This is a genomic window from Streptomyces sp. NPDC002773, assembly GCF_040295605.1.
GTDB lineage: Bacteria > Actinomycetota > Actinomycetes > Streptomycetales > Streptomycetaceae > Streptomyces.
In genome coordinates, this window is sequence record NZ_JBEOVO010000046.1 from 1 (window position 1) to 18945 (window position 18945).

The window sequence follows — 18945 nt, forward strand, 5'->3', positions numbered from 1 at the left end:
CCCGTCGAACGCATGATGCGCGACGCCAAGATCACCCAGATCTACGAAGGCACCAACCAGGTCCAGCGCATCGTCATGGCCCGCAACCTCCCGTAGGGACGACCTCCCGAAGGCACGGGGAAGGGCGCCCTCCTGGCCAAGGAGGGCGCCCTTCTTCCGTACGTCCGCAGACCGCTACTTCGACTCGACGGTGACCTTCTCGTCGTTCTGGATCTGCTGCACCAGCTGCTTGACCTTCGGCATGTCCCACTTGAGGGAGTTCTGCGGCGCCTTGCCGGCGATCGGGATGTTCATGGACTTGCCGTCGCCGCCGCTGATGCCCTTCATCGCGAAGAACATCTTTCCGAGGTCGTACAGCGACATGTCCTTGTCCACGACCAGCGTGTCGAGACCGGCGCCGAGCGTCGGATACAGGGCGAACGGGTTGAGGATCGTGCCCGGCGTCGCCGCCTCGTTGGCCAGGGCGGAGAGGAACTTCTGCTGGTTCTTCGTCCGGGTGAGGTCCGAATCGGCGAAGGCGTACCGGGTGCGGACGAAGGCCAGGGCCTGCTCGCCGTTGAGGGTCTGGGTGCCCGCCTGGAAGTCGGCGCCGGACTTCTTGTCCTTGAAGCCCTTCTCGATGTTCAGCTCGACCCCGCCGAGCGCGTCCACGATGTTCGCGAAGCCGGCGAAGCCGATCTCCGCGTAGTGGTCGATGCGGAGGCCGGTGTTGAACTCGACGGTCCGCACGAGCAGCTCGGGGCCGTCCATGGCGTACGCCGCGTTCAGCTTCGCGCCGCCGCGGGCCGGGAAGGACTTGCCCGACTCGGAGCCGACGAAGCTCGGGATCGTCACCCAGGAGTCACGGGGGAGCGAGACCATCGTGTTCCCGCTGGAGCAGGCCGCGAGGATCATCATCGAGTCGGTCCGCTTGCCCGCGGCGGAGCCGGTGTGCAGCTTCTTCTTCTCCTCGGCGGACATGCCCTCACGGCTGTCGGAGCCGACGATCAGATACGTCGTGCAGTCCCCCTCGGCCGGCCGCTCGATGACCTTGGCGAGGTCGACCTCGTTGCGCATCTGGGAGCTGGCCCAGGCGTAGGTGCCGATGCCCCAGACGAGCAGGCCGACGACCAGCACGATCGAGCCGACCTTGATGCGCTTGCGCCAGTCCGGCGCGGGACGGCCGGGGCCGCCGGCGCCGGGGCCCGGGGCGTACTGCGGGGGTACGGTGCCGCGGCCGCCGCCCTGCGCGCCGCCGTAGACCTGGCCCGAGCTGTAACCGGAGTCGTAACCCGTGCCCTGCGCCTGTGTGAAGTTCGGGTTGTAGCCCTGGTCGGTACGAGGCGGCTGCTGCGGAACCTGCGGGCGCTGCACGTGGCTCATCCGGCGAGCACCCTCGGGCTGGGAGTTCGCGTTGCCACGGCCGTAGCCACCGTCTTCGGGCCAGTCATTCATGCGGACCAGTGTGCCGGGCAGGGCTTCGCGGGCGACAGGCCGGGTGGGACATCGGGCCCGGGCTGTTGCCAAGCTGATGCAAAACGGACCGGACGGCGACGGCCGAAGGACCCGGCATATGGTGGAGGGCATGACAGATCAGGGCGATATCCCGGGCAAGCCCACCTCCGCCTCCCGCACCACGCTCAGCCACATCATGACCAGCCACGACACCAACCTCCTCGGTACGGTGCACGGCGGCGTGATCATGAAGCTGGTGGACGACGCGGCGGGCGCCGTCGCGGGCAGGCATTCGGGCGGCCCCGCGGTGACCGCCTCGATGGACGAGATGGCCTTCCTCGAGCCGGTACGGGTCGGGGACCTGCTCCATGTGAAGGCCCAGGTCAACTGGACCGGCCGGTCCTCCATGGAGGTCGGCGTCCGGGTCATGGCCGAGCGCTGGAACGAGTCCACGCCCGCCACCCAGGTCGGCTCCGCCTATCTGGTCTTCGCCGCCGTCGACGCGGACGGCAAGCCGCGCGAGGTCCCGCAGGTCATCCCGGAGACGGAACAGGACAAGCGCCGCCACCAGGAAGCCCAGATCCGCCGAACCCACCGCCTGGCCCGCCGCGACGCCATCAAGGACCTGAGAGACCGCCGAGCAGCCGAGGGCTACGAGGACTGAGGGCGCCGCCCGGCGGCCCGAGGCCCTATGGACACACCACCCGGTCCCCGGTCACCGCCTCGAACGGCCCCGCCCTCCCCGCCTCCTCCGCCCGGACCGCCCGTACCCCCTTGTAGTCCGCCCCCACCGTCACCCGCAGCGTCCCGCCCCTCCCCGCAACCGGCTTCAGCTCCGCCCCCGGCAGCGCCGCCGCGAGGGTCTTCGCCGAGCGGTCCCAGCGCGGGTCGTACTCCACGACCGTCCGCGCCCGCCCCTCCCCGGCCGCGGTCATCGGCGTCCGCGTCGTGTCGAAGCCGGTCCCGCGCAGCGCGTCGTCGACCTTCCGGCCGAGCCCGTCCGTCTGGGTCCCGTTGTAGACCTGCACCCGGACCGTGTTCGGTGCCACATCCACCGTCACGGCCTCCGGCGCCTTCGACGAGGAGGCGGACTTCGCGGGCGTGAGCGGACGGTCCTCCCGTAGCGCCTGGAAGAGTTTCTGCGCCTTCGCCGCGTCCCACTTCACCGTCGAGCCGATCCCCTCCACGGGGAAGCTCATGTCCCCGATCGGCACGGACACGAACTCCGACGACGCCGGCGTGAAGCCCCGCATCGCCTTGGCGAGGGCGAACAGCTGATCCGTACCGAAGTCCTCGTCGGCCCGGACCGAGCTCAGCATGGCCGTGGCGACCTCCCGGAACCGCACCGGGTTGAACAGCACCCCGCCGCTGCTGATCCGCTCGACGAGCGCCGCGAGGAACCGCTGCTGCCGCTGCATCCGCCCGATGTCGGCGGCTCCGTCGATGTGCCGGGAGCGCACGTACTGGAGGGCGGCCCCGCCGTCGAGATCGTGGGTGCCGGCCGTCAGGTCGAGTCCGGTGTAGGGGTCCTTCACGGGCCGGGCCGTACAGATCTGCACTCCGCCGACCGCGTCCACGGTCCGCATGAAGCTGGTGAAGTCGACCTCCAGATAGTGGTCGATCTTGACGCCGGTCATCGACTCGACAGTCCGCACGGTCAGCCCCGGCCCGCCCTCGGCGTACGCCGCGTTCAGCTTCACCGGATGCGCCTGGTGCTTCTCGCCGCTGGTGAGATCGGTGTGCTCGGGCATCTCGGCGTACGAGTCACGGGGCAGGCTCACCACGCTCGCCCGGTCCCGGTCCTCCGAGATGTGCACGAGCATCACCGTGTCGGTGCAGTGGCAGGGCGCGCCGCCGAGCCGGTACTTCTCCCTCTCCTCCGGAGTGATCCGGTCCCGGCCGTCGGTGCCGACGACGAGGACGTTCATCCCGTGCCCGGCCTGCGGCCGGTTCTTCATGTCCTTGAAGGGGTCGACCCGGGTGATCCCGGTGTTCAGACCGGTCACCACCGCGTGCCCGATCCCGCCGGCCGCGAGGACCGTCACGGAGAGCGCCGTCGCCATCCGCATCCCCCACCGGGGGCGCCTGCGCCGCCGGCGGACCGGTGCGGTGCGGGCGGCGGGCCGGGGACGGGGCGTGCGGGGCGGTGTGGGCACGGACGGACACCTCCGCGGGTGTGACAAAGGGAACCGGGAGAACGGTAGGTCCATACGATCAGCGCAAGGGCTCACCACCCGTGCGGCGCGCACCGCTGTCCCCCGTTCGCGGTAACGTGGCGGCCAATGAACGCCACGCCCCCCGTCTCCGTGATCATGCCGGTTCTCAACGAGGAGCGGTATCTGCGCACCTCGGTTCGTCACATCCTGGAGCAGGAGTACGACGGCGAGATGGAGGTGGTGATCGCGCTCGGGCCGTCCACGGACCGTACCGACGAGATCGCCGCCGAGCTCGTCCGTGAGACCGCCTCCGATCCCCGTGCCCGCGTCACGACCGTGCCGAACCCCACGGGCCGTACGCCCGCCGCCCTCAACGCGGCGATCAAGGCCTCGCGTCACCCGATCGTGGTGCGCGTCGACGGCCACGGCATGCTCTCCCCGAACTACATCTCCACCGCCGTCCGGCTCCTGGAGGAGACCGGCGCGCAGAACGTCGGCGGAGTGATGCACGCCGAGGGTGAGAACGCCTGGGAGGACGCGGTCGCCGCCGCGATGACCTCGAAGATCGGCGTCGGCAACGCCGCCTTCCACACGGGCGGCGAGGCGGGTCCCGCCGAGACCGTCTACCTGGGCGTCTTCCGGCGCGAGGCACTGGAGCAGCAGGGCGGCTACAACGTGGAGTTCATCCGCGCCCAGGACTGGGAGCTGAACTTCCGCATCCGCGAGGCCGGCGGCCTGATCTGGTTCTCGCCCGAGCTGCGCGTCCAGTACCGCCCGCGGCCCTCCGTGAAGGCCCTCGCCAAGCAGTACAAGGACTACGGCCGCTGGCGCCATGTGGTGGCCCGCTACCACCAGGGCTCCATCAACCTCCGCTACCTGGCCCCGCCGACCGCCGTCTGCGCCATCGCCGCCGGCCTGGTCGTGGGCGCCGTCCTGACCCCGCTCGGCTTCGTGGTCCCGGCCGGCTACCTCGCCGCGATCACCGCCGGCTCGGTCCCTGCGGGCAAGGGCCTCCCGCTGAAGGCCCGCCTCCAGATCCCGGTGGCCCTCGCGACGATGCACATGTCCTGGGGCTACGGCTTCCTGACGAGCCCCCGCTCCCTCGCGCGGAAGGTCATCGCGAGCCGCCGCCCGGCCGTGAAGACCGGCGAGACGGAACCGGAGACGGTCTGACCGCCCCCCTGCACATGCCGACGGCCGGGTCCCTCACGGGGCCCGGCCGTCGGCGTTCACGCGGGTGCGGGAGTCAGTCCTTGCCGTCCCACTTGTAGACCGAGTAAATGTCCATGCAGGTCGTCTTGTCGTCGGCGCCCGCGGGCAGGTCGCCCGCTTCCCGCGTCGGGGCCTTGTAGACGGAGCCTTCGCGCCAGTCCGCGCCGACGACGAGCGTGATGCCCTCCACGTTGGCGTCGGGCCGCACCTTGGCCTCCGGCAGCCCGAGGGCCTTCGCCACGGACACCGCGTTCGCCCTGCCCTGGTCGCCGTCCGCCTTCGGGTACATGACGACCGAGTCCTCGCGGGGCTGCGCCTCCTTGGCGGCCTCCGCCTGCGTGAACCCCTTGCCCGTGAGGGTCTCGGTGACGGCCTTGGCACGACCCTCGACGGGCGCCTCGTCCGTACCGGCGGTGCCGTTGGCGACCGTGACCGCGAAGGAACCGGGGGCCTCGGCGGTGACCTTCGGCTTCGCGGGCGTGCTCGGCTTCGGCTTGGCCGCGGCCGGCTTGCCGTTCTTGTCGAAGGCGATGTCGTCGCGGAGCATCGCCCACATCTTGTCGGCGGACGACTTGACCATCTCGAGCTTGTTCTTGTCCTGGGACCACTCGGTCGTGGGGACCGTCGCCGTCGTGAGCCGGTTCATCTTCACGTTCTTGAGCTGCATCGACAGGTCGAAGAGCTTCTTCACCGACTTCAGTTCGTCGGAGACCTGGAGCGCCTTGGTGGCCGTCTCGGCGAGCCCCGTCAGCTGGCCGGTGTCGCTCCAGGCGTTCTGCTTCTGGAGCTTCTCGACCATGCCGTTGAGGTACATGTGCTGGGCCTTGGCCCGGCCCTGGTCGTTGCCGAAGGCGTGCCGGGTACGGAGCCACTGGAGGGCCTGCTTGCCCTGGATCTCCGTGGTGCCCGGGCCGAGCTTCAGACCCGAGCCGCCCTTCACCCGCGCGGTCGACCTGTCCCAGACACCGGTCTTCACGCAGACGGGGACGCCGCCGACCTCGTCGGCCATCGCCACCACACCCGCGAAGTCGATCATCATCCAGTGGTCGATGTAGACCCCGGTGAGGCTCTCCCAGGTGGTGAGGGTGCAGCCGGGACCACCGCGCCCCAGCGTCTCGTTGATCGCGGAGGTGGTCGTCGCCCGGTAGGTGACGCCGTCGTCGCCCTTGCACTCGGGGATGGGCACGATGGTGTCGCGCGGGATGGTGACGATGGAGGCGTTCTGCCGGTCGGCCGAGACGTGCAGCAGCATCTGCACGTCCGCGAGCGGCTTCGCGTCGCGGAGGTTCTTGCCGCCGCCGAGCGCCACGTTCTTGGCGTCGGCCCGGCTGTCGGAGCCGATCAGGAGGATGTTGAGCGGGGTGTCGCCGAGCGCGTTCGGCGGGGCCTTCTTGACGCCGCTGTCGCCGCCCGCGCGCGAGCCGCCGCGGATGTTGCCGTTCAGGTGCTCGTAGTACAGGTATCCGGCGCCTGCCGTGCCGAGTATCAGCACCGCCATGGTGACGGCGACCCAGCGCAGCACCTTGTGCTTGCTGGACTTCTTGGCGCGTCGGCGCGCTGCGGCCCGCCCGCCCGAACCCGTACCGCCGGCCGCCCCCGTACCGCCGCCGCTCGCGCCGCCGTTCGCCGCACCCCGTCGGCGCTCGGCGCGGGTCGACGCGGGTGCGTCGGCCTTCGCCGCCTGCTCCGCGGGAGCGTCGCCCTCGGCGCCGGTGGCCGCACCGGCGCCGTGCAGGTCGTCGTCCCAGCCGAGTTCACGGGCGCGCGGAACGCGTCCCCGCGTTCCCTCCCCACGCACGCTGTTCTGTCCCACCCCAGGTCCCCTCGTCAGTCAGGCGCGCGCCGAGTCCCGGTGTTTCCGGGTCACTTGGCGCACACCTGCTTGTCTGCTTCTACCTTCTCGACGTCCGGCGCCTTCGTCGGACCGTTGATGGGCACCCCCGCGCCCTTGAAGTCGGCGCCGAGGACGAGCGTCATGGGCTCGCGTTCCCCGGCCGCCTGTGTGCCCGGCTTGAGCGCCGTGGCGGCCAGACCCATCATGTCCGCGAGCTTGCGGGCCTGATCGGCCTGGTTCGGTGCGTAGGTGAGCGTGGTCTTCGCCGCCTTCTCGGGGGCGTTGCTCTTGTTGGTGGAGCGGTTCACGCCCTGCTCGTTCTGCAGCCAGACGATGGTCGACTGGGCCGCGCCCTGGATGCCGCTGCCGTTGTAGACGTCGACGCGTACGTCGGCGGCCTGGGCGCGCGGTCCCTGGAGGAGCTTCGCCAGGGCCTGCGCCTGGGCCTGCGCCTTGGCGTCCTTGGCCTGCTTCTCCTTCTTCTTCACCTCGGTGAAGGAGACGTCGTTCTGGATCATCCCGAAGACCTGCGGCGCCAGGACCGGGTCCAGGACGACCGTGGCCCTCTTGGTGGGCGGCTCGTCGGGGTTGTCGCGCACCGGAACGGTCATGAAGCTGATGTTCTTCAGGTCGACCTTTCCGATCTCCTTGGCCAGGGTGGTCAGCTTCATGACGCTGTCTATCCCCTTGTCGACCGTGAGCGCCTCGGTGGCCGCGTTCGCGACGTCGAGCAGCTGCGACGGGCTGTCCAGGGTGTCTTCCTTGAGCTGCCGCATCATCGAGGCGAGGAACTGCTGCTGCATCTTGATGCGGTCGAGGTCGCTCTCGTTGCCGAGACCGTGGCGGTTGCGGAGGAACGCGAGCGCGTCCTCGCCCTGGACGCGGTGCTCGCCTTCGGGGAGGTCGAGCTTGGACTCGGTGTCCTTGATGGGCTTGGTCAGGCAGACCTCCACGCCGCCGACCGCGGTCGACAGCGTCTTGACGGCGTTGAAGTCGACCATCATGAAGTGGTTGATCCCCAGGCCGGACATCTCCGTGATGGTGCGCATCGTGCACCCCGGGTCGCGGCCGTCCACACCGAACGACTCGTTGAACTTGGTCTTGCCGACCGAGCCGGGGATGACCTTGGTCGATCCGTCGGGCTGCTTCGTGGGGCAGTCCGGGATCTCGACCTTGAGGTCACGGGGGATGCTCAGGGCCGTCGCGTTGGTCCGGTCCTCGGAGATGTGGATGAGGAACGTCGTGTCGGCGTGGCCGGTGACGTTCGACTTGTTCCCGTAGCTCTCGTTGCCCTCGCCGGTACGGACGTCGTTGCCGATGATCAGGATGTTGAGCGGCCCGTCCATCGTCTCCGCGTTGAGCGCTGCGTTGCCGACGTCGACCGAGCCGATGTTGCCGTCGAGCTTGTTGTAGAGCAGATACGCGCCGGTCGCGCCCCCCACGAGCACCAACGCCATCGTCCCGCCGGTCCACAGCAGGACCTTCTTCTTGCGGGACGCGCCCTGCTTGCGCTTGCGGCGGCTCGCGGGCTGCTGCTGCGCCCCGCCGCCCGGCTCGGTGACCCGGCGGCGGCGCTGCCCGGGGACGGGCGCCTCGACGGGGGTGTCGGCCGGCGTGGGCGAGGGAACGGTGGCTCTACGGGGTCTGGCCGGCGCCTGCTGGGAAGCGAGCGGCTGCCCTGCGGAGTGGTCCAGTCGCAGTTCGTAGTTGCCAGTCTGCGGGTTGAGCACCCACTGGTCGGCGGGGTCGATCTCGTCCGCCCGTCCACGGCTGTGCGCGTCCACGGTTACTCGAGTCCTCCGTCGGTGCCACGCGAGGCGCCTTCCCCACAGGGCGCCGCTCTCTCGGTCGTTCGATCCTTGGTGAGTGCGACCACGCGGTCGCGGTGCACCGGATCGCGTCACACTATCCGCCCAGTTCAGCGTGGGGCGACGCGCGTGACAAATTCCACCCCCCTTACAACCGGGCAATTTGCTCAAACCTCATCGGTCCCCGCCCTCCCCTTGGTGTGGCCTTTACCCACCGCCCCCACGGGCCCTTGGAAGCGGCCTACGTCCCGGCCGCCTCGCCGGTCGTTCCTTCCGGTCGGGGGGCGCGAACCGTCTGTCGGGCGGCCTGTCGGACGGTCTAGGAGCACACCCCTTCCGCCGCGTTCCGCCCGGTGAACGTCGGGGTCACGGAGGGTGTCGGGGGGGCGTCCGCGTCGTCGGGCTTCCCGTCCGCGCCACCGTCCGAGCCGCCGTCCCGACCGCCGTCCGGCCCGTCGTCCTTCTCGCCCGGCGTGACCGCGACGGGCCGGTCCTCCCGTAGCTGCTTGAAGAGTTGACTCGCCGCCGGCTGTACCAGTTCGTCCCGATTCGCGTCATACGTGTAGGGGCGGCGGGGGACCGTGAGGAACTGCACCTTTTCGGTCGGGACCGCCCGCATCGACCGGGCCAGGTCGTAGAGGTCGCGCAGCGAGTCGAGCCCCGCGTCGGTCGTGATCGCCTTGGTGGCCGCGTCCAGGACCGGGTAGAGCCTCGTCGGGTTCAGCAGCACCCCGTCGCTCTGCACCTTGTTGACCAGGGCGCCGAGGAACTGCTGCTGGCGGTCCATGCGTTCCGTGTCGCTGCCGTTGCCGATCGACTTCCGGGCGCGTACAAAACCGAGCGCCTGCTCCCCGCGGAGCGTCTGCCGGCCGGCGGGCAGCTTCAGTTTCGCGTCGTGGTCGTCCACGGGCTCCTTCAGGCAGACCTCGACGCCGTCGACCGCGTCCACCATCTTCTTGAAGCCCCGGAAGTCGATCACCATGTGGTGGTCCACCCGGATCCCGGTCAGCTTCTCGACGGTACGGATCGTGCATGCCGTACCGCCGAACTCGAAGGCCCAGTTGAACTGCGCCGACTGCTCGGAGGTCCGGCTCCCGTCGGCCTTGAGGCAGCTCGGGACCGTCACCATCAGGTCGCGGGGGAGCGAGACGGCGGTCGCGCTCGACTTCCCCGCCGACAGGTGCAGCAGGATCGTCGTGTCCGAGTGCTGCGTCCCCTTGTCCCTGCCGTACTCGCGGTTGCCCTCGCCGGCCCGGGTGTCCGAGCCGATGAGCAGGATGTTCCGGGCGGCCGACACGACCGCGGCAGGGCGCTCCTTCTCGTACTTCAGGAGCTCGGCGGCGGCCGTGGTGTCCGTGGTGATGTTGCCGTCGAGCTTCCGGTAGAACCACCAACCGACCCCGGCCGCGACCAGCACCACGACCGAGACGCCCAGGGCCGTCCACCGCAGCCAGTGGCGCCGGCGCGGCCCCTCGGGGGCGCCGGTCGCCGTGCCTTCCGCCGGGGCGGCATCCCCGTCCGCCGGAGGGGGATCCGGTGCGGCGGGCGTGCCCGCGCGGTCCGTCACGTCTCAGTCCGTCCTTCATGGCGTCGGCGGCACGCCGGGCGGCCGCCGGTCGCAGAAGGAGACGGCCGAACCCGACACATGGTTGTACGGAAGGAGGTGACTCCCCCCGGGCCGATCATGTACCGGACGGCCCGCCCGGGCCCGGGGACCCGGCGCGTCCTTGAGCCGAACGGGTGCGTCAGACGGCGGTGACCGTCACCCGCTCGCTCTCCACCCGCTTCGCGAGGGACTCGGGAGCGAGCAGCTCCGCGTTCCGGCAGAGGACCACGGAGCCGCCGGCCGCGAGGGGCGCGTACAGACCGGCCGAGAGCCCCTTCCAGTCCCCGTACCCGAGGCCCGAGAGCAGCCGGGTGCCGGAGGCGAGGCCGAGCGCCTCCGCGTCCGCGCGGGCCTGCTCGACGAGCTGCGCCCCACTGCGCTCCGTACCGTCCACGACGAGCGCGACGGCATCCGGATCCACCGGTACGAACGGGGCGAACCGGTCACCCTGGCTCGGCACCTCGACCGCGTAGTCCGCGTATCCGGCGGGCGCGGCCGGGAAGCGGCGGCCCATCGGGGCGAGCGAGAGCGCGATCCGCTCCCCGGAGCAGGCGAGCCCCGCGTCGAGCGCGTCCGGGCCCGCGACCACGAGGTCCGCGTCCGCCGGGTCGCCGCCGACCTCCGCGACCACGCCGACGGAGGAGCAGGCGAGCAGCCAGACGGCGGTCTGCCAGTGCGCGGGCAGCAGCAGGGCGAGCCGGTCACCGGGAGCGGCGGACAGCTCGCCCTGGAGCAGGTTCGCCGTCTTGGCCACCCAATTGGCGAAGGTGGCGACGGACAATTCCACCCGCTCACCGGTGGCGTCGTCGTAGAAGGTGACCAAGGGGCGGGCGGGGTCCGCGGCGAGCGCGGATCGCAGCAGGTCGGCGGGGGTGCGGTCGCTGGCGTTCACGCCGGACAGCGTACGCGCGCGGCCGTGCGGGGGTCCGCCGTACCGGTGACGCCGTCCACCGGTCGGCCCGAAACGCCGTCAGTTTCCGGGCCCGTTCCCGGCGCGCGGAACGGCTCCCGGGTACGCACGATCGGCCCATGCGTGCCTCACTCGCCTCCTCGATCGCCGTCAGCTGCGCGGCGGTCCTCGCCCTGCCGGTCTCTCTCGCCGCGCCCGCGGCGGCCGAGGTCCCCCAGGCGCTCGGGCTGCCACCGTCGCTCTCCGCACTGCCACCCGCGCCCGATCTCCCCGGCGCCACCCAGTCCCTCCCACTGGAACCGCTCACCGGTGACGCCGACCGCTCCCTGGGCGGCGGCGGGGAGGAGGGGACGGACGCGCAGGGACTCACCCGGCGCGACGTCGAGCCCTTCTCGCTCGTCGGCGTCGTGTGGGACGACCCGAAGGCCGCCCTGCACGGCACCGTCCAGGTCCGCACCCGGGCCACCGGCGGCGGTACCTGGTCGGAGTGGCAGGACGTGGAGACCCACAACGAAGAACACGGCGCCGACCCCGACACCGCGGAGGGCGCCGGCCGGGCGCTGAAGGGCTCCACGGCCCCGCTGTGGGTGGGCGACTCGGACGGCGTCGAGATCCGCGTACGGGGGGAGGAACCGCTCCCGGCGGGCCTGCGGCTGGAACTCGTGGCGCCGGGGGAGGCCCCGGAGGCGGAAGCTCAGGCGGAGGCCGCTCAGGAGGAGGCCGCACCGGAGCCGGCCGCTCAGGAGGAGCCCGCACCGGAGCCGGCCGCTCAGGAGGAGGCCCCTCCGGAGCCGGCCGCGCCGGGGGTGGCCGTCCCGGCCGCTGCCCCCGCCCCTGCCCCCGCCCCTGTCGCCGTCCCTGCCTTCGCCCCCGCCGCTGTCCCCGCCCTCGACCCCGCCGCCGGAATGCGGACCGCCGTGTCCGCCCTGGTCCAGGCGAGCCTCGGCGCGGCGGAGGCGGCGGTCAGCGCGGTGAACGCCCAGCTCGCCCCGTACGGCGCGGCCTGGATCCCGGCCCTGTCGAAGGAGGCGACCGAGTTCACGGTCCCGTACACGCCCTACGCGCAGCCGGCCCAGGCACCGGCCAGGGACGTCGCCGAAGCTGCCGAAGCCGGCGAGGTCGCCGCCGCGGCACCCGCGGCCCCGGCGGCCGCCGCGAAGCCCTACATCGGCCCCCGCCCCAAGATCATCACGCGCAAGGGCTGGGGCGCCGACGAGAAGATCCGGGAGAAGGGCTTCGTCTACACCAAGAGCATCAAGGCGGCCTTCGTGCACCACAGCGCGACCGGCAACAACTACACCTGCCGCCAGGCGCCCTCCGTCCTGCGCGGTATCTACCGCTACCACGTCCTGAGCAGTGGATGGCGAGACTTCGGCTACAACTTCGCCGTCGACAAGTGCGGAAACATCTACGAAGGCCGTGCGGGGGGCGTGGCCAAGCCCGTCCTCGGCGCCCACACCCTCGGTTTCAACACCAACAGCATGGGCATCGCCGTCCTCGGCACGTTCAGCAAGACCACTCCGCCGACCGCCGCGGTGACCGCCGTCGCCCGCCTGACGGCCTGGAAGCTCGGGCTGCACGGGGTGAACCCGAAGGGAACGTCGTACCTCGTCTCAGGAGGTGGAAACCTGTACAAGAAGGGCAAGAAGGTCCGGTTCAACGCCATCGCGGGACACCGTGACGGATTCGCCACCGAGTGCCCGGGAGTACGGCTGTACGGCAAGCTCGGGACGGCCCGTGTGAGCTCCGCGAAGTACCAGGGAAGGCGCTGATGGGGTCATCGGGGCAACCATCTGCCTAAACTGACCGGTCATATCGCACGGACGACCGAGACGGGCGTGCTGACGGACCCCGAACAGGAAGCAGAGACGACAAGGTGACAGAAGCGATCCTCCTGGTCGGTGGCAAGGGAACACGGCTGCGACCCCTCACGGTCAACACGCCCAAGCCCATGGTCCCGGCAGCGGGCGTCCCCTTCCTGACGCATCAGCTGGCCCGCGCCCGCGCCGCCGGCGTCGAGCACATCGTGCTCGCCACCTCCTACCTGGCGGAGGTCTTCGAGCCGCACTTCGGCGACGGCTCGGCGCTGGGCCTGAGCATCGAGTACGTCACCGAGGACGAGCCCCTCGGAACCGGCGGCGCGATACGCAACGTGGCATCGCGGCTCCACTCCGGGCCTGACGAGCCGGTCCTGATCTTCAACGGGGACATCCTGACGGGCCTCGACATCGAGGCGCTCGTCGCCACCCACTCGTCCTCCGGTGCGGACGTCTCGCTCCACCTGACCCGGGTGGAGGACCCGCGCGCCTTCGGTCTGGTCCCCACGGACGCCACGGGCCGCGTCACGGCGTTCCTGGAGAAGCCGCAGACGCCCGAGGAGATCGTCACCGACCAGATCAACGCGGGCGCGTACGTGTTCCGGCGCTCGGTCATCGACGCGATCCCCGCGGGGCGCCCGGTCTCGGTCGAGCGGGAGACCTTTCCGGAGCTGCTGTCGTCTGGCGCGCACCTCCAGGGCATGGTCGACTCCACGTACTGGCTGGACCTCGGTACCCCGCAGGCCTTCGTACGCGGCTCCGCCGACCTGGTCCTCGGCCGCGCCCCGTCCCCGGCCGTCCCGGGCCGCTGCGGCGACCGCCTGGTGCTGCCGACGGCCCGCGTCGCCCCGGACGCCAAGCTGACCGGCGGCACGGTCGTCGGCGCGGACGCTGTGGTCGGCGAGGGCGCGCGGGTGACGGGCTCCACGATCCTGGCGGGCGCGGTCGTCGAACCGGGCGCGGTGATCACCGACTCCCTCATAGGCGCGGGCGCGCGCATCGGCGCGCGCACGGTCCTCACGGGCGCGGTCATCGGCGACGGCGCGCACGTGGGCCCCGACAACGAACTCCGCGACGGCATCAGAATCTGGTGCAACGCCACCCTCCCCCCAGCCACAATCCGCTTCTCCTCAGACCAGTAACCCCCACCCCGCGCTGCGGGCACCCGCCCCGCTGGCCCGACGCCCACCCGCCCGCACCCTGCCCACCCCGTTGTGGGCATTCGTTCCGCTGGGGCGGAACGGGTGGGCACAACGGAACGGCGCCCCTTGCCGGGCCTAGGCTCACCGCGCCCTGACCCGCACCCCGTGCACGCCGCACTGCTCGGTGCGGGTCCAGGCACAAGGGGCGGAGGCGCCGCCAGAGGCCGCCGTCCCGTGTGCCCACCCTCCCCCAGACTCCGTCCGGGGGGACCCCCCCGCCCCAGCGGGACGATTGCCCACACGGCGGGGGGAGCCGTACCACCCGGCTACGCTCATAACCATGGCCGGCCGCTTCACACCCCCCACCCCCCCCACCCGCACCACCGTGCGCGGCGGCGGCCACCCCCCGATCCCCGCCCTGGACCTCGCCCTCACCCTCGGCCCCCTCCGCCGCGGCCCCGCCGACCCCACCTTCCGCGTCACCCCCGACGGCTCGGTCTGGCGGGCGAGCCGTACACCCGACGGCCCCGGCACGATCCGGGTGACGGCCGGGGACGGCGGCGCGGCCACGGCCGAGGCCTGGGGCCCCGGAGCGACCTGGCTCCTGCACCACCTCCCCGCCCTCCTCGGCGCCGACGACGACCCGGCCGCCTTCGTCCCCCGCCACAAACTCGTCCTGGCGGCCCACCGCCGCCGCCCCGGCCTCCGCCTCACCCGCACCGGCCTGGTCCTGGAGTCGCTGATCCCCTCGGTCCTGGAGCAGAAGGTCACGGCGCACGAGGCGTACGCCTCCTGGCGGGTGCTCGTACGCAAGTACGGCGAGCCCGCCCCCGGCCCGGCCCCCCACGGCATGTACGCGATGCCCGACGCCCGCACCTGGACGCAGATCCCCTCCTGGGAGTGGCACCGCGCGAACGTCGACGGCAAACGCTCGGCCACGATCGTCCGCGCCGCCCGCGTGGCGGCCCGCCTGGAGGAGGCCGCGCACATGACCCCGCCGGCGGCCCGCGAGCGCCTGGAGCTGGTCCCGGGCATCGGCCCCTGGACGAGCGCGGAGACGGTCCAGCGCAGCAACGGCGCCCCCGACGAGGTCACCACGGGCGACCTCCACCTCCCCGGCATCGTCGGCTGGGCCCTCGCGGGCGACCGCACCACCGACGACGCGGCGATGCTGGACCTCCTGACCCCCTACGCGGGCCAGCGCCACCGCGCGGCCCGCCTGATCCTCCTCAGCGGCCGCGTCCCACCCCGCAGGGCACCCCGCATGACCCCGGGCAACATCACAGCGATCTAGGGCCTGTCTGACAATTCCCGCCGGGTCCGGCCCGCCCGGCACGCACGCTCATTGTCAGACAGGCCCTGGGCGTGTCCGGCGGATCATGGCCGAGGTCGCGACGGCCGGCCTACCGCACCTCGACGAACTCCGCCGCCCCCCGCGCCGCCCGCTCCCTCGGTGCCCCCGCCGGATGTCCGATCGCGACCGCGCCGAGCGGGTCCCAGTCGGCCGGCAGGTCGAGGACCTCCCGTACGACGTCCCGGCAGAACATCGTCGAGGAGACCCACGCCGAGCCCAGCCGCTCACCCGCGAGCGCCACCAGGAAGTTCTGCACGCCCGCGCCCGCCGCCACCACGAACATCTCGCGCTCGGCCGCGTCCCGGCGCGGATCGCCGTAGTGGTGGGCGCCGTCCATGACGAGGCAGGGCACCGCCAGGTACGGGGCGTTGCGCAGGACGTCCCCGCGCCGGACCCGCTTGGCGATGGACTCCTCCGTCTTCCCGTCCCGCCGCAGGTCCGCGATCCACGCGTCCCGCATCGCGTCGAGCAACCGCACCCGCGACGCCGCCGACTCCAGGAGCACGAACCGCCACGGCGTGGTGTGGTGCGGCGCCGGAGCCGTCACCGCCGCGGCGACCGCACGCCGTACCGCACCCGGGTCCACCGGATCCGCCGTGAACTCCCGTACGGTCCGCCGCAGCGTCACCGCCTCGCGTACGGCCTCCGAGGTGCCGAGCCGGAACATGTCGTCGGCCGCGCCCCGCACCAGCGCCCGTGCGCCCGGCTCCTCGTCCCCGCCCACCACGTGCGGCAGGCCCCGGACGACGGCGACGGGGAGACCCGCCGCCTTGCCCTTCACCAGGTCGCCCGCGGCGGCGAGTTCGTCTGCGGTGGCGACCACGGTCGCGCTCAGCGGATTGCCGTGCGCGTCGGTCCCGCCGCGCAGGTCGTCGAGGACCCGCACACCGGCCGCCCCGATCGCCACATCGGTGAGCCCGCTGCGCCAGGGCCGCCCGAAGGTGTCCGTGACGACGACGCCGACGTCGACGCCGAGCGCGTCGCGCAGCCCCGAACGGATGCGCCGCGCCGAGGCGTCGGGGTCCTGGGGCAGCAACAGCACCGTCCCGGCAGGGGTGTTGGACGCGTCGACCCCGGCGGCGGCCATCACGAGCCCCTGCCGGTTCTCGACGATCCGCAGGGCGCCGCGCCGCGCCACCACCCGTACCGTCTCGGCGTCGATGGCCTCCTCGCGGTCGTCGGCGGCGACCACCCGGCCCTCGGCCTTGCTCACGATCTTGGAGGTGACGAGGAGGACGTCCCCGTCGACGAGCTCCGGCGAGACGGAGGCGATCAGCTTGGCCAGATCGTCCCCGGCCGCCACCTCGGGCAGCCCGGCCAACGCCCAGACCCGATACGAAGGAGCCGCGACGCGCACCGGCGCACCGTCGCTCACCTGCGCACCGGCGCTCCCCCGCGTACCGGCGCCCCCTCGCGCACCGTCGCTCACCCCCGTACCTCCTCGGCCAGCGCCAGCGCCTCCCGTGCCATCGCGGCCGTCGCCTCGACGTCGGTCATCATCAGCGGGACCGCCCGGCAGCGGATGCCCGCCGCCTCGACCTCCGCGACCGCGCCCGCGTCGACGGTGTCGACGAGCCAGCCGTCGACGAGTTCGGAGCCGTAGTTCCGGGCGACCGCCGCCGCCGTGGACTCCACGCCCACGGCCGCGAGCACCTTGTCGGCCATGCCGCGCACGGGCGCGTCGCCGACGATGGGGGAGAGGCCCACGACGGGCACGTCGGCCGCGGTGATCGCCTCGCGGATCCCGGGCACGGCCAGGATCGTCCCGACGCTCACCACGGGGTTGGACGGCGGGAAGAGGATGACGTCCGCCTCCGCGATCGCCTCGAGGACGCCAGGCGCAGGCTTCGCGGCCTCCGCGCCGACGGGCACGATCGCCTTCGCGTCGACGGAGGCGCGCAGCTTCACCCAGTACTCCTGGAAGTGCACAGCGCGCTGCTCGCCGTCGACCTCGATCGCCACGTGCGTCTCGACGCGGTCGTCGGACATGGGAAGCAGGCGTACGCCCGGCTGCCAGCGGGCGCACAGGGCCTCGGTGACGGCGCTCAGCGGGTAGCCCGCGCCGAGCATCTGCGTACGGACGATGTGGGTCGCGAAGTCCCGGTCGCCGAGGCCGAACCACTCGGGTCCGACGCCGTACGCCGCGAGCTCCTCCTTGACGGTGAAGGACTCGTCCGTACGGCCCCAGCCCTGCTCCTCGTTGATGCCACCGCCGAGGGTGTACATCACCGTGTCCAGGTCGGGGCAGACCTTCAGCCCGAAGAGATGGATGTCGTCACCGGTGTTGCCGATGACCGTGATCTCCGCGTCCGGCGCGGCCTGCTTGAGGCCGCGAAGGAAACGGGCACCACCGATGCCGCCGGCCAGAACCACAATGCGCATGTGCGGCAGTCTCTCAGGCGACGACGACACCGGGGGCGGCCGGGGCGGGGGAGACCGGGGTGGAAGAGATCGGGGCGCACTGGGCCTGGAGCGACTCGTGCATCGGCATGTCCGTGAGGCCGGGGAAGTAGACGTGGAGGCTGACGGCCGGTTCGAGGGAGTCGTTGACGACCTCGTGGACGTACCCCGGCGCGAAGACCCGCTGCGCGCCCGGCGCGAGCGTCCGCGCACTCCGGCCCGTACTCCGGCCCGCACTCAGACCCGCGCTCCCGCCCGTACCCCGGTCCGTTCCCTCCGTTCCCTCCGTACGCTCCGTCAGCTCACCCTCCAGGACGGTGAGTACGCCGGAGGAGACGCCGTGGTCGTGGAGCCCGCTGCCCTGGCCGGGCACCCAGGAGAGCAGCCACACCTCGTAGCCGGGGCCCGTGCGCAGCCGGTGGTACCAGCGGGTGGTGGCGTCGTACTCGACGTACGGGGCCCACTGGGCGCGGTCGTCGGCGATCGAGCGCGCGAGGCCGGCGAACTCGGCCACGGTGACGGGGTGGGCGCGCTCGGGCTGGAGGAGGTGCGGGACCTCGAGGATGTCGCCGGCGATCTGAAGGTCGCTGTCCATGTTCATGGGTGGGGAGGTTCCTCAGCAGAAACAGAAGCGGTGGGGTCACGAAGCAGAGGTGATGCGAGTGACGCGAGAGATGCGCGACTGGCGCGAGTTACGCGAGGTAACGCCGGGTGACGCTGGGAGGAGAAAGCTGGAGCTCTACGGCATCAACAGCTGGGACAGCAACAGCAACAGCGCGCCTGGACAGCGCGGCGGAACCCACGGCTGTGGGTCGCGGAGAGCGCTGTGGTCGCTGGCATGCCACCAAAGGTGGCCGGAGCGGCACCCGACTGTCAACTCAATGCCCGATTTGGGGGTAATGTTTCACCTCATCCGGTTACTGTGCCCGGAGAAAGGTTTGTTCAGGCGCCGACCAGGAGAGATGGCGCTTCAGCCGTGCCCGTAAACATGGCAGCCCCGTGATCGCACTGTGATCCGGATCGCTTCCATGGCTGGATCGCAACAAGATCCAAGTCTCGGACGTCCTTCCTTGTGAAGCGCGCGGTCGGCCAGGCCGGTGGCATGTGTCACGTTTTTTGGTGATTTGAACACTTTCCGCATACGCTTGGTTCCGCAGAGTGAATACCGGGCCCAATAGCAGATCTCGGCTTGACTCGCGCAGAGCACGAACTTGTAATTTCACTCGTGTCGTTCGGCCGGGTTCGCAACGGCAACACCCACGGGGACGCACA

The 18945-nt window shown here is 71.6% G+C and carries 15 protein-coding genes; 6 read left to right on the forward strand and 9 right to left on the reverse strand.

All coding sequences use genetic code 11. The features are described 5' to 3' along the window. Positions 1-96, forward strand: a 96-nt coding sequence (locus ABT034_RS32415) for an acyl-CoA dehydrogenase family protein (RefSeq protein WP_157849844.1), incomplete at its 5' end; no start/stop codon positions are given. A 78-nt stretch (positions 97-174) separates the two neighbouring features. Here the strand turns inward: ABT034_RS32415 and ABT034_RS32420 are convergent. Next, a complete protein-coding gene (locus tag ABT034_RS32420; protein WP_351220664.1) occupies positions 175-1434 on the reverse strand; it encodes an LCP family protein in 1260 nt (419 codons plus the stop codon). 130 nt (positions 1435-1564) lie between these two features. Here ABT034_RS32420 and ABT034_RS32425 point away from each other — a divergent pair, with 130 nt between their 5' ends. Continuing rightward, complete coding sequence (locus tag ABT034_RS32425) at positions 1565-2098, forward strand: acyl-CoA thioesterase (RefSeq protein WP_351220665.1); 534 nt, start codon at positions 1565-1567, stop codon at positions 2096-2098. 25 nt (positions 2099-2123) lie between these two features. On the opposite strand, the gene ABT034_RS32430 is transcribed toward ABT034_RS32425, so the two are convergent. Then, entirely contained in the window at positions 2124-3590 is a 1467-nt protein-coding gene (locus ABT034_RS32430) for an LCP family protein (protein ID WP_502973103.1), read from the reverse strand. Positions 3591-3716: 126 nt separating this feature from the next. Between ABT034_RS32430 and ABT034_RS32435 the strand changes: the two genes are divergently transcribed. Beyond that, a complete protein-coding gene (locus tag ABT034_RS32435; protein ID WP_351220666.1) occupies positions 3717-4763 on the forward strand; it encodes a glycosyltransferase family 2 protein in 1047 nt (348 codons plus the stop codon). Positions 4764-4836: 73 nt separating this feature from the next. On the opposite strand, the gene ABT034_RS32440 is transcribed toward ABT034_RS32435, so the two are convergent. From ABT034_RS32440 to ABT034_RS32455, 4 genes are all read right to left on the reverse strand, one after another. Next, the gene (locus tag ABT034_RS32440) at positions 4837-6300 is read right to left on the reverse strand and encodes an LCP family protein (protein ID WP_351220687.1); all 1464 of its coding nucleotides are present in this window, start codon (positions 6298-6300) and stop codon (positions 4837-4839) included. Between the two features lie 365 nt (positions 6301-6665). Further along, positions 6666-8420 carry an LCP family protein gene (locus ABT034_RS32445; RefSeq protein ID WP_351220667.1) on the reverse strand — a complete coding sequence of 585 codons (1755 nt, stop codon included), beginning with the start codon at positions 8418-8420 and terminating at the stop codon, positions 6666-6668. 343 nt (positions 8421-8763) lie between these two features. Continuing rightward, positions 8764-10011 (reverse strand): LCP family protein, encoded by a 1248-nt coding sequence (locus tag ABT034_RS32450; RefSeq protein WP_351220668.1) that lies wholly within the window; start codon positions 10009-10011, stop codon positions 8764-8766. 178 nt (positions 10012-10189) lie between these two features. Further along, positions 10190-10942 (reverse strand): TIGR03089 family protein, encoded by a 753-nt coding sequence (locus ABT034_RS32455; RefSeq protein ID WP_351220669.1) that lies wholly within the window; start codon positions 10940-10942, stop codon positions 10190-10192. 137 nt (positions 10943-11079) lie between these two features. On the opposite strand from ABT034_RS32455, the gene ABT034_RS32460 reads away from it, so the two are divergent. The 3 genes from ABT034_RS32460 to ABT034_RS32470 all read left to right on the forward strand — a co-directional run bounded on the left by ABT034_RS32460 (position 11080) and on the right by ABT034_RS32470 (position 15213). Further along, positions 11080-12732, forward strand: coding sequence for a peptidoglycan recognition protein family protein (locus ABT034_RS32460; RefSeq protein ID WP_351220670.1), 1653 nt, complete (start codon positions 11080-11082; stop codon positions 12730-12732). Positions 12733-12836: 104 nt separating this feature from the next. Continuing rightward, the gene (gene manB, locus ABT034_RS32465; protein ID WP_351220671.1) at positions 12837-13919 is read left to right on the forward strand and encodes a mannose-1-phosphate guanylyltransferase; all 1083 of its coding nucleotides are present in this window, start codon (positions 12837-12839) and stop codon (positions 13917-13919) included. Between the two features lie 340 nt (positions 13920-14259). Then, positions 14260-15213: a DNA-3-methyladenine glycosylase family protein gene (locus ABT034_RS32470; RefSeq protein WP_351220672.1), complete on the forward strand. Its 954-nt coding sequence runs from the start codon at positions 14260-14262 to the stop codon at positions 15211-15213. A 109-nt stretch (positions 15214-15322) separates the two neighbouring features. On the opposite strand, the gene ABT034_RS32475 is transcribed toward ABT034_RS32470, so the two are convergent. The 3 genes from ABT034_RS32475 to ABT034_RS32485 are packed head-to-tail and all read right to left on the reverse strand — an operon-like array spanning position 15323 to position 18274. Beyond that, on the reverse strand, positions 15323-16648 hold the full coding sequence (locus ABT034_RS32475; RefSeq protein ID WP_351220673.1) for a coenzyme F420-0:L-glutamate ligase: 1326 nt from the start codon (positions 16646-16648) through the stop codon (positions 15323-15325). 50 nt (positions 16649-16698) lie between these two features. Further along, complete coding sequence (gene cofD, locus ABT034_RS32480) at positions 16699-17655, reverse strand: 2-phospho-L-lactate transferase (protein ID WP_351220674.1); 957 nt, start codon at positions 17653-17655, stop codon at positions 16699-16701. Positions 17656-17668: 13 nt separating this feature from the next. Continuing rightward, positions 17669-18274, reverse strand: coding sequence for a cysteine dioxygenase (locus ABT034_RS32485; RefSeq protein WP_351220675.1), 606 nt, complete (start codon positions 18272-18274; stop codon positions 17669-17671). Positions 18275-18945 lie beyond the last annotated feature (671 nt).

What these genes read in the sequence shown, in the direction of transcription:
- ABT034_RS32420 (WP_351220664.1), bottom strand. Translation starts at nt 1,434, where the DNA reads ATGAATGACTGGCCCGAAGACGGTGGCTACGGCCGTGGCAACGCGAAC.
- ABT034_RS32425 (WP_351220665.1), top strand. Translation starts at nt 1,565, where the DNA reads ATGACAGATCAGGGCGATATCCCGGGCAAGCCCACCTCCGCCTCCCGC.
- ABT034_RS32435 (WP_351220666.1), top strand. Translation starts at nt 3,717, where the DNA reads ATGAACGCCACGCCCCCCGTCTCCGTGATCATGCCGGTTCTCAACGAG.
- ABT034_RS32440 (WP_351220687.1), bottom strand. Translation starts at nt 6,300, where the DNA reads ATGGCGGTGCTGATACTCGGCACGGCAGGCGCCGGATACCTGTACTAC.
- ABT034_RS32460 (WP_351220670.1), top strand. Translation starts at nt 11,080, where the DNA reads ATGCGTGCCTCACTCGCCTCCTCGATCGCCGTCAGCTGCGCGGCGGTC.
- ABT034_RS32470 (WP_351220672.1), top strand. Translation starts at nt 14,260, where the DNA reads ATGGCCGGCCGCTTCACACCCCCCACCCCCCCCACCCGCACCACCGTG.
- cofD (WP_351220674.1), bottom strand. Translation starts at nt 17,655, where the DNA reads ATGCGCATTGTGGTTCTGGCCGGCGGCATCGGTGGTGCCCGTTTCCTT.
- ABT034_RS32485 (WP_351220675.1), bottom strand. Translation starts at nt 18,274, where the DNA reads ATGAACATGGACAGCGACCTTCAGATCGCCGGCGACATCCTCGAGGTC.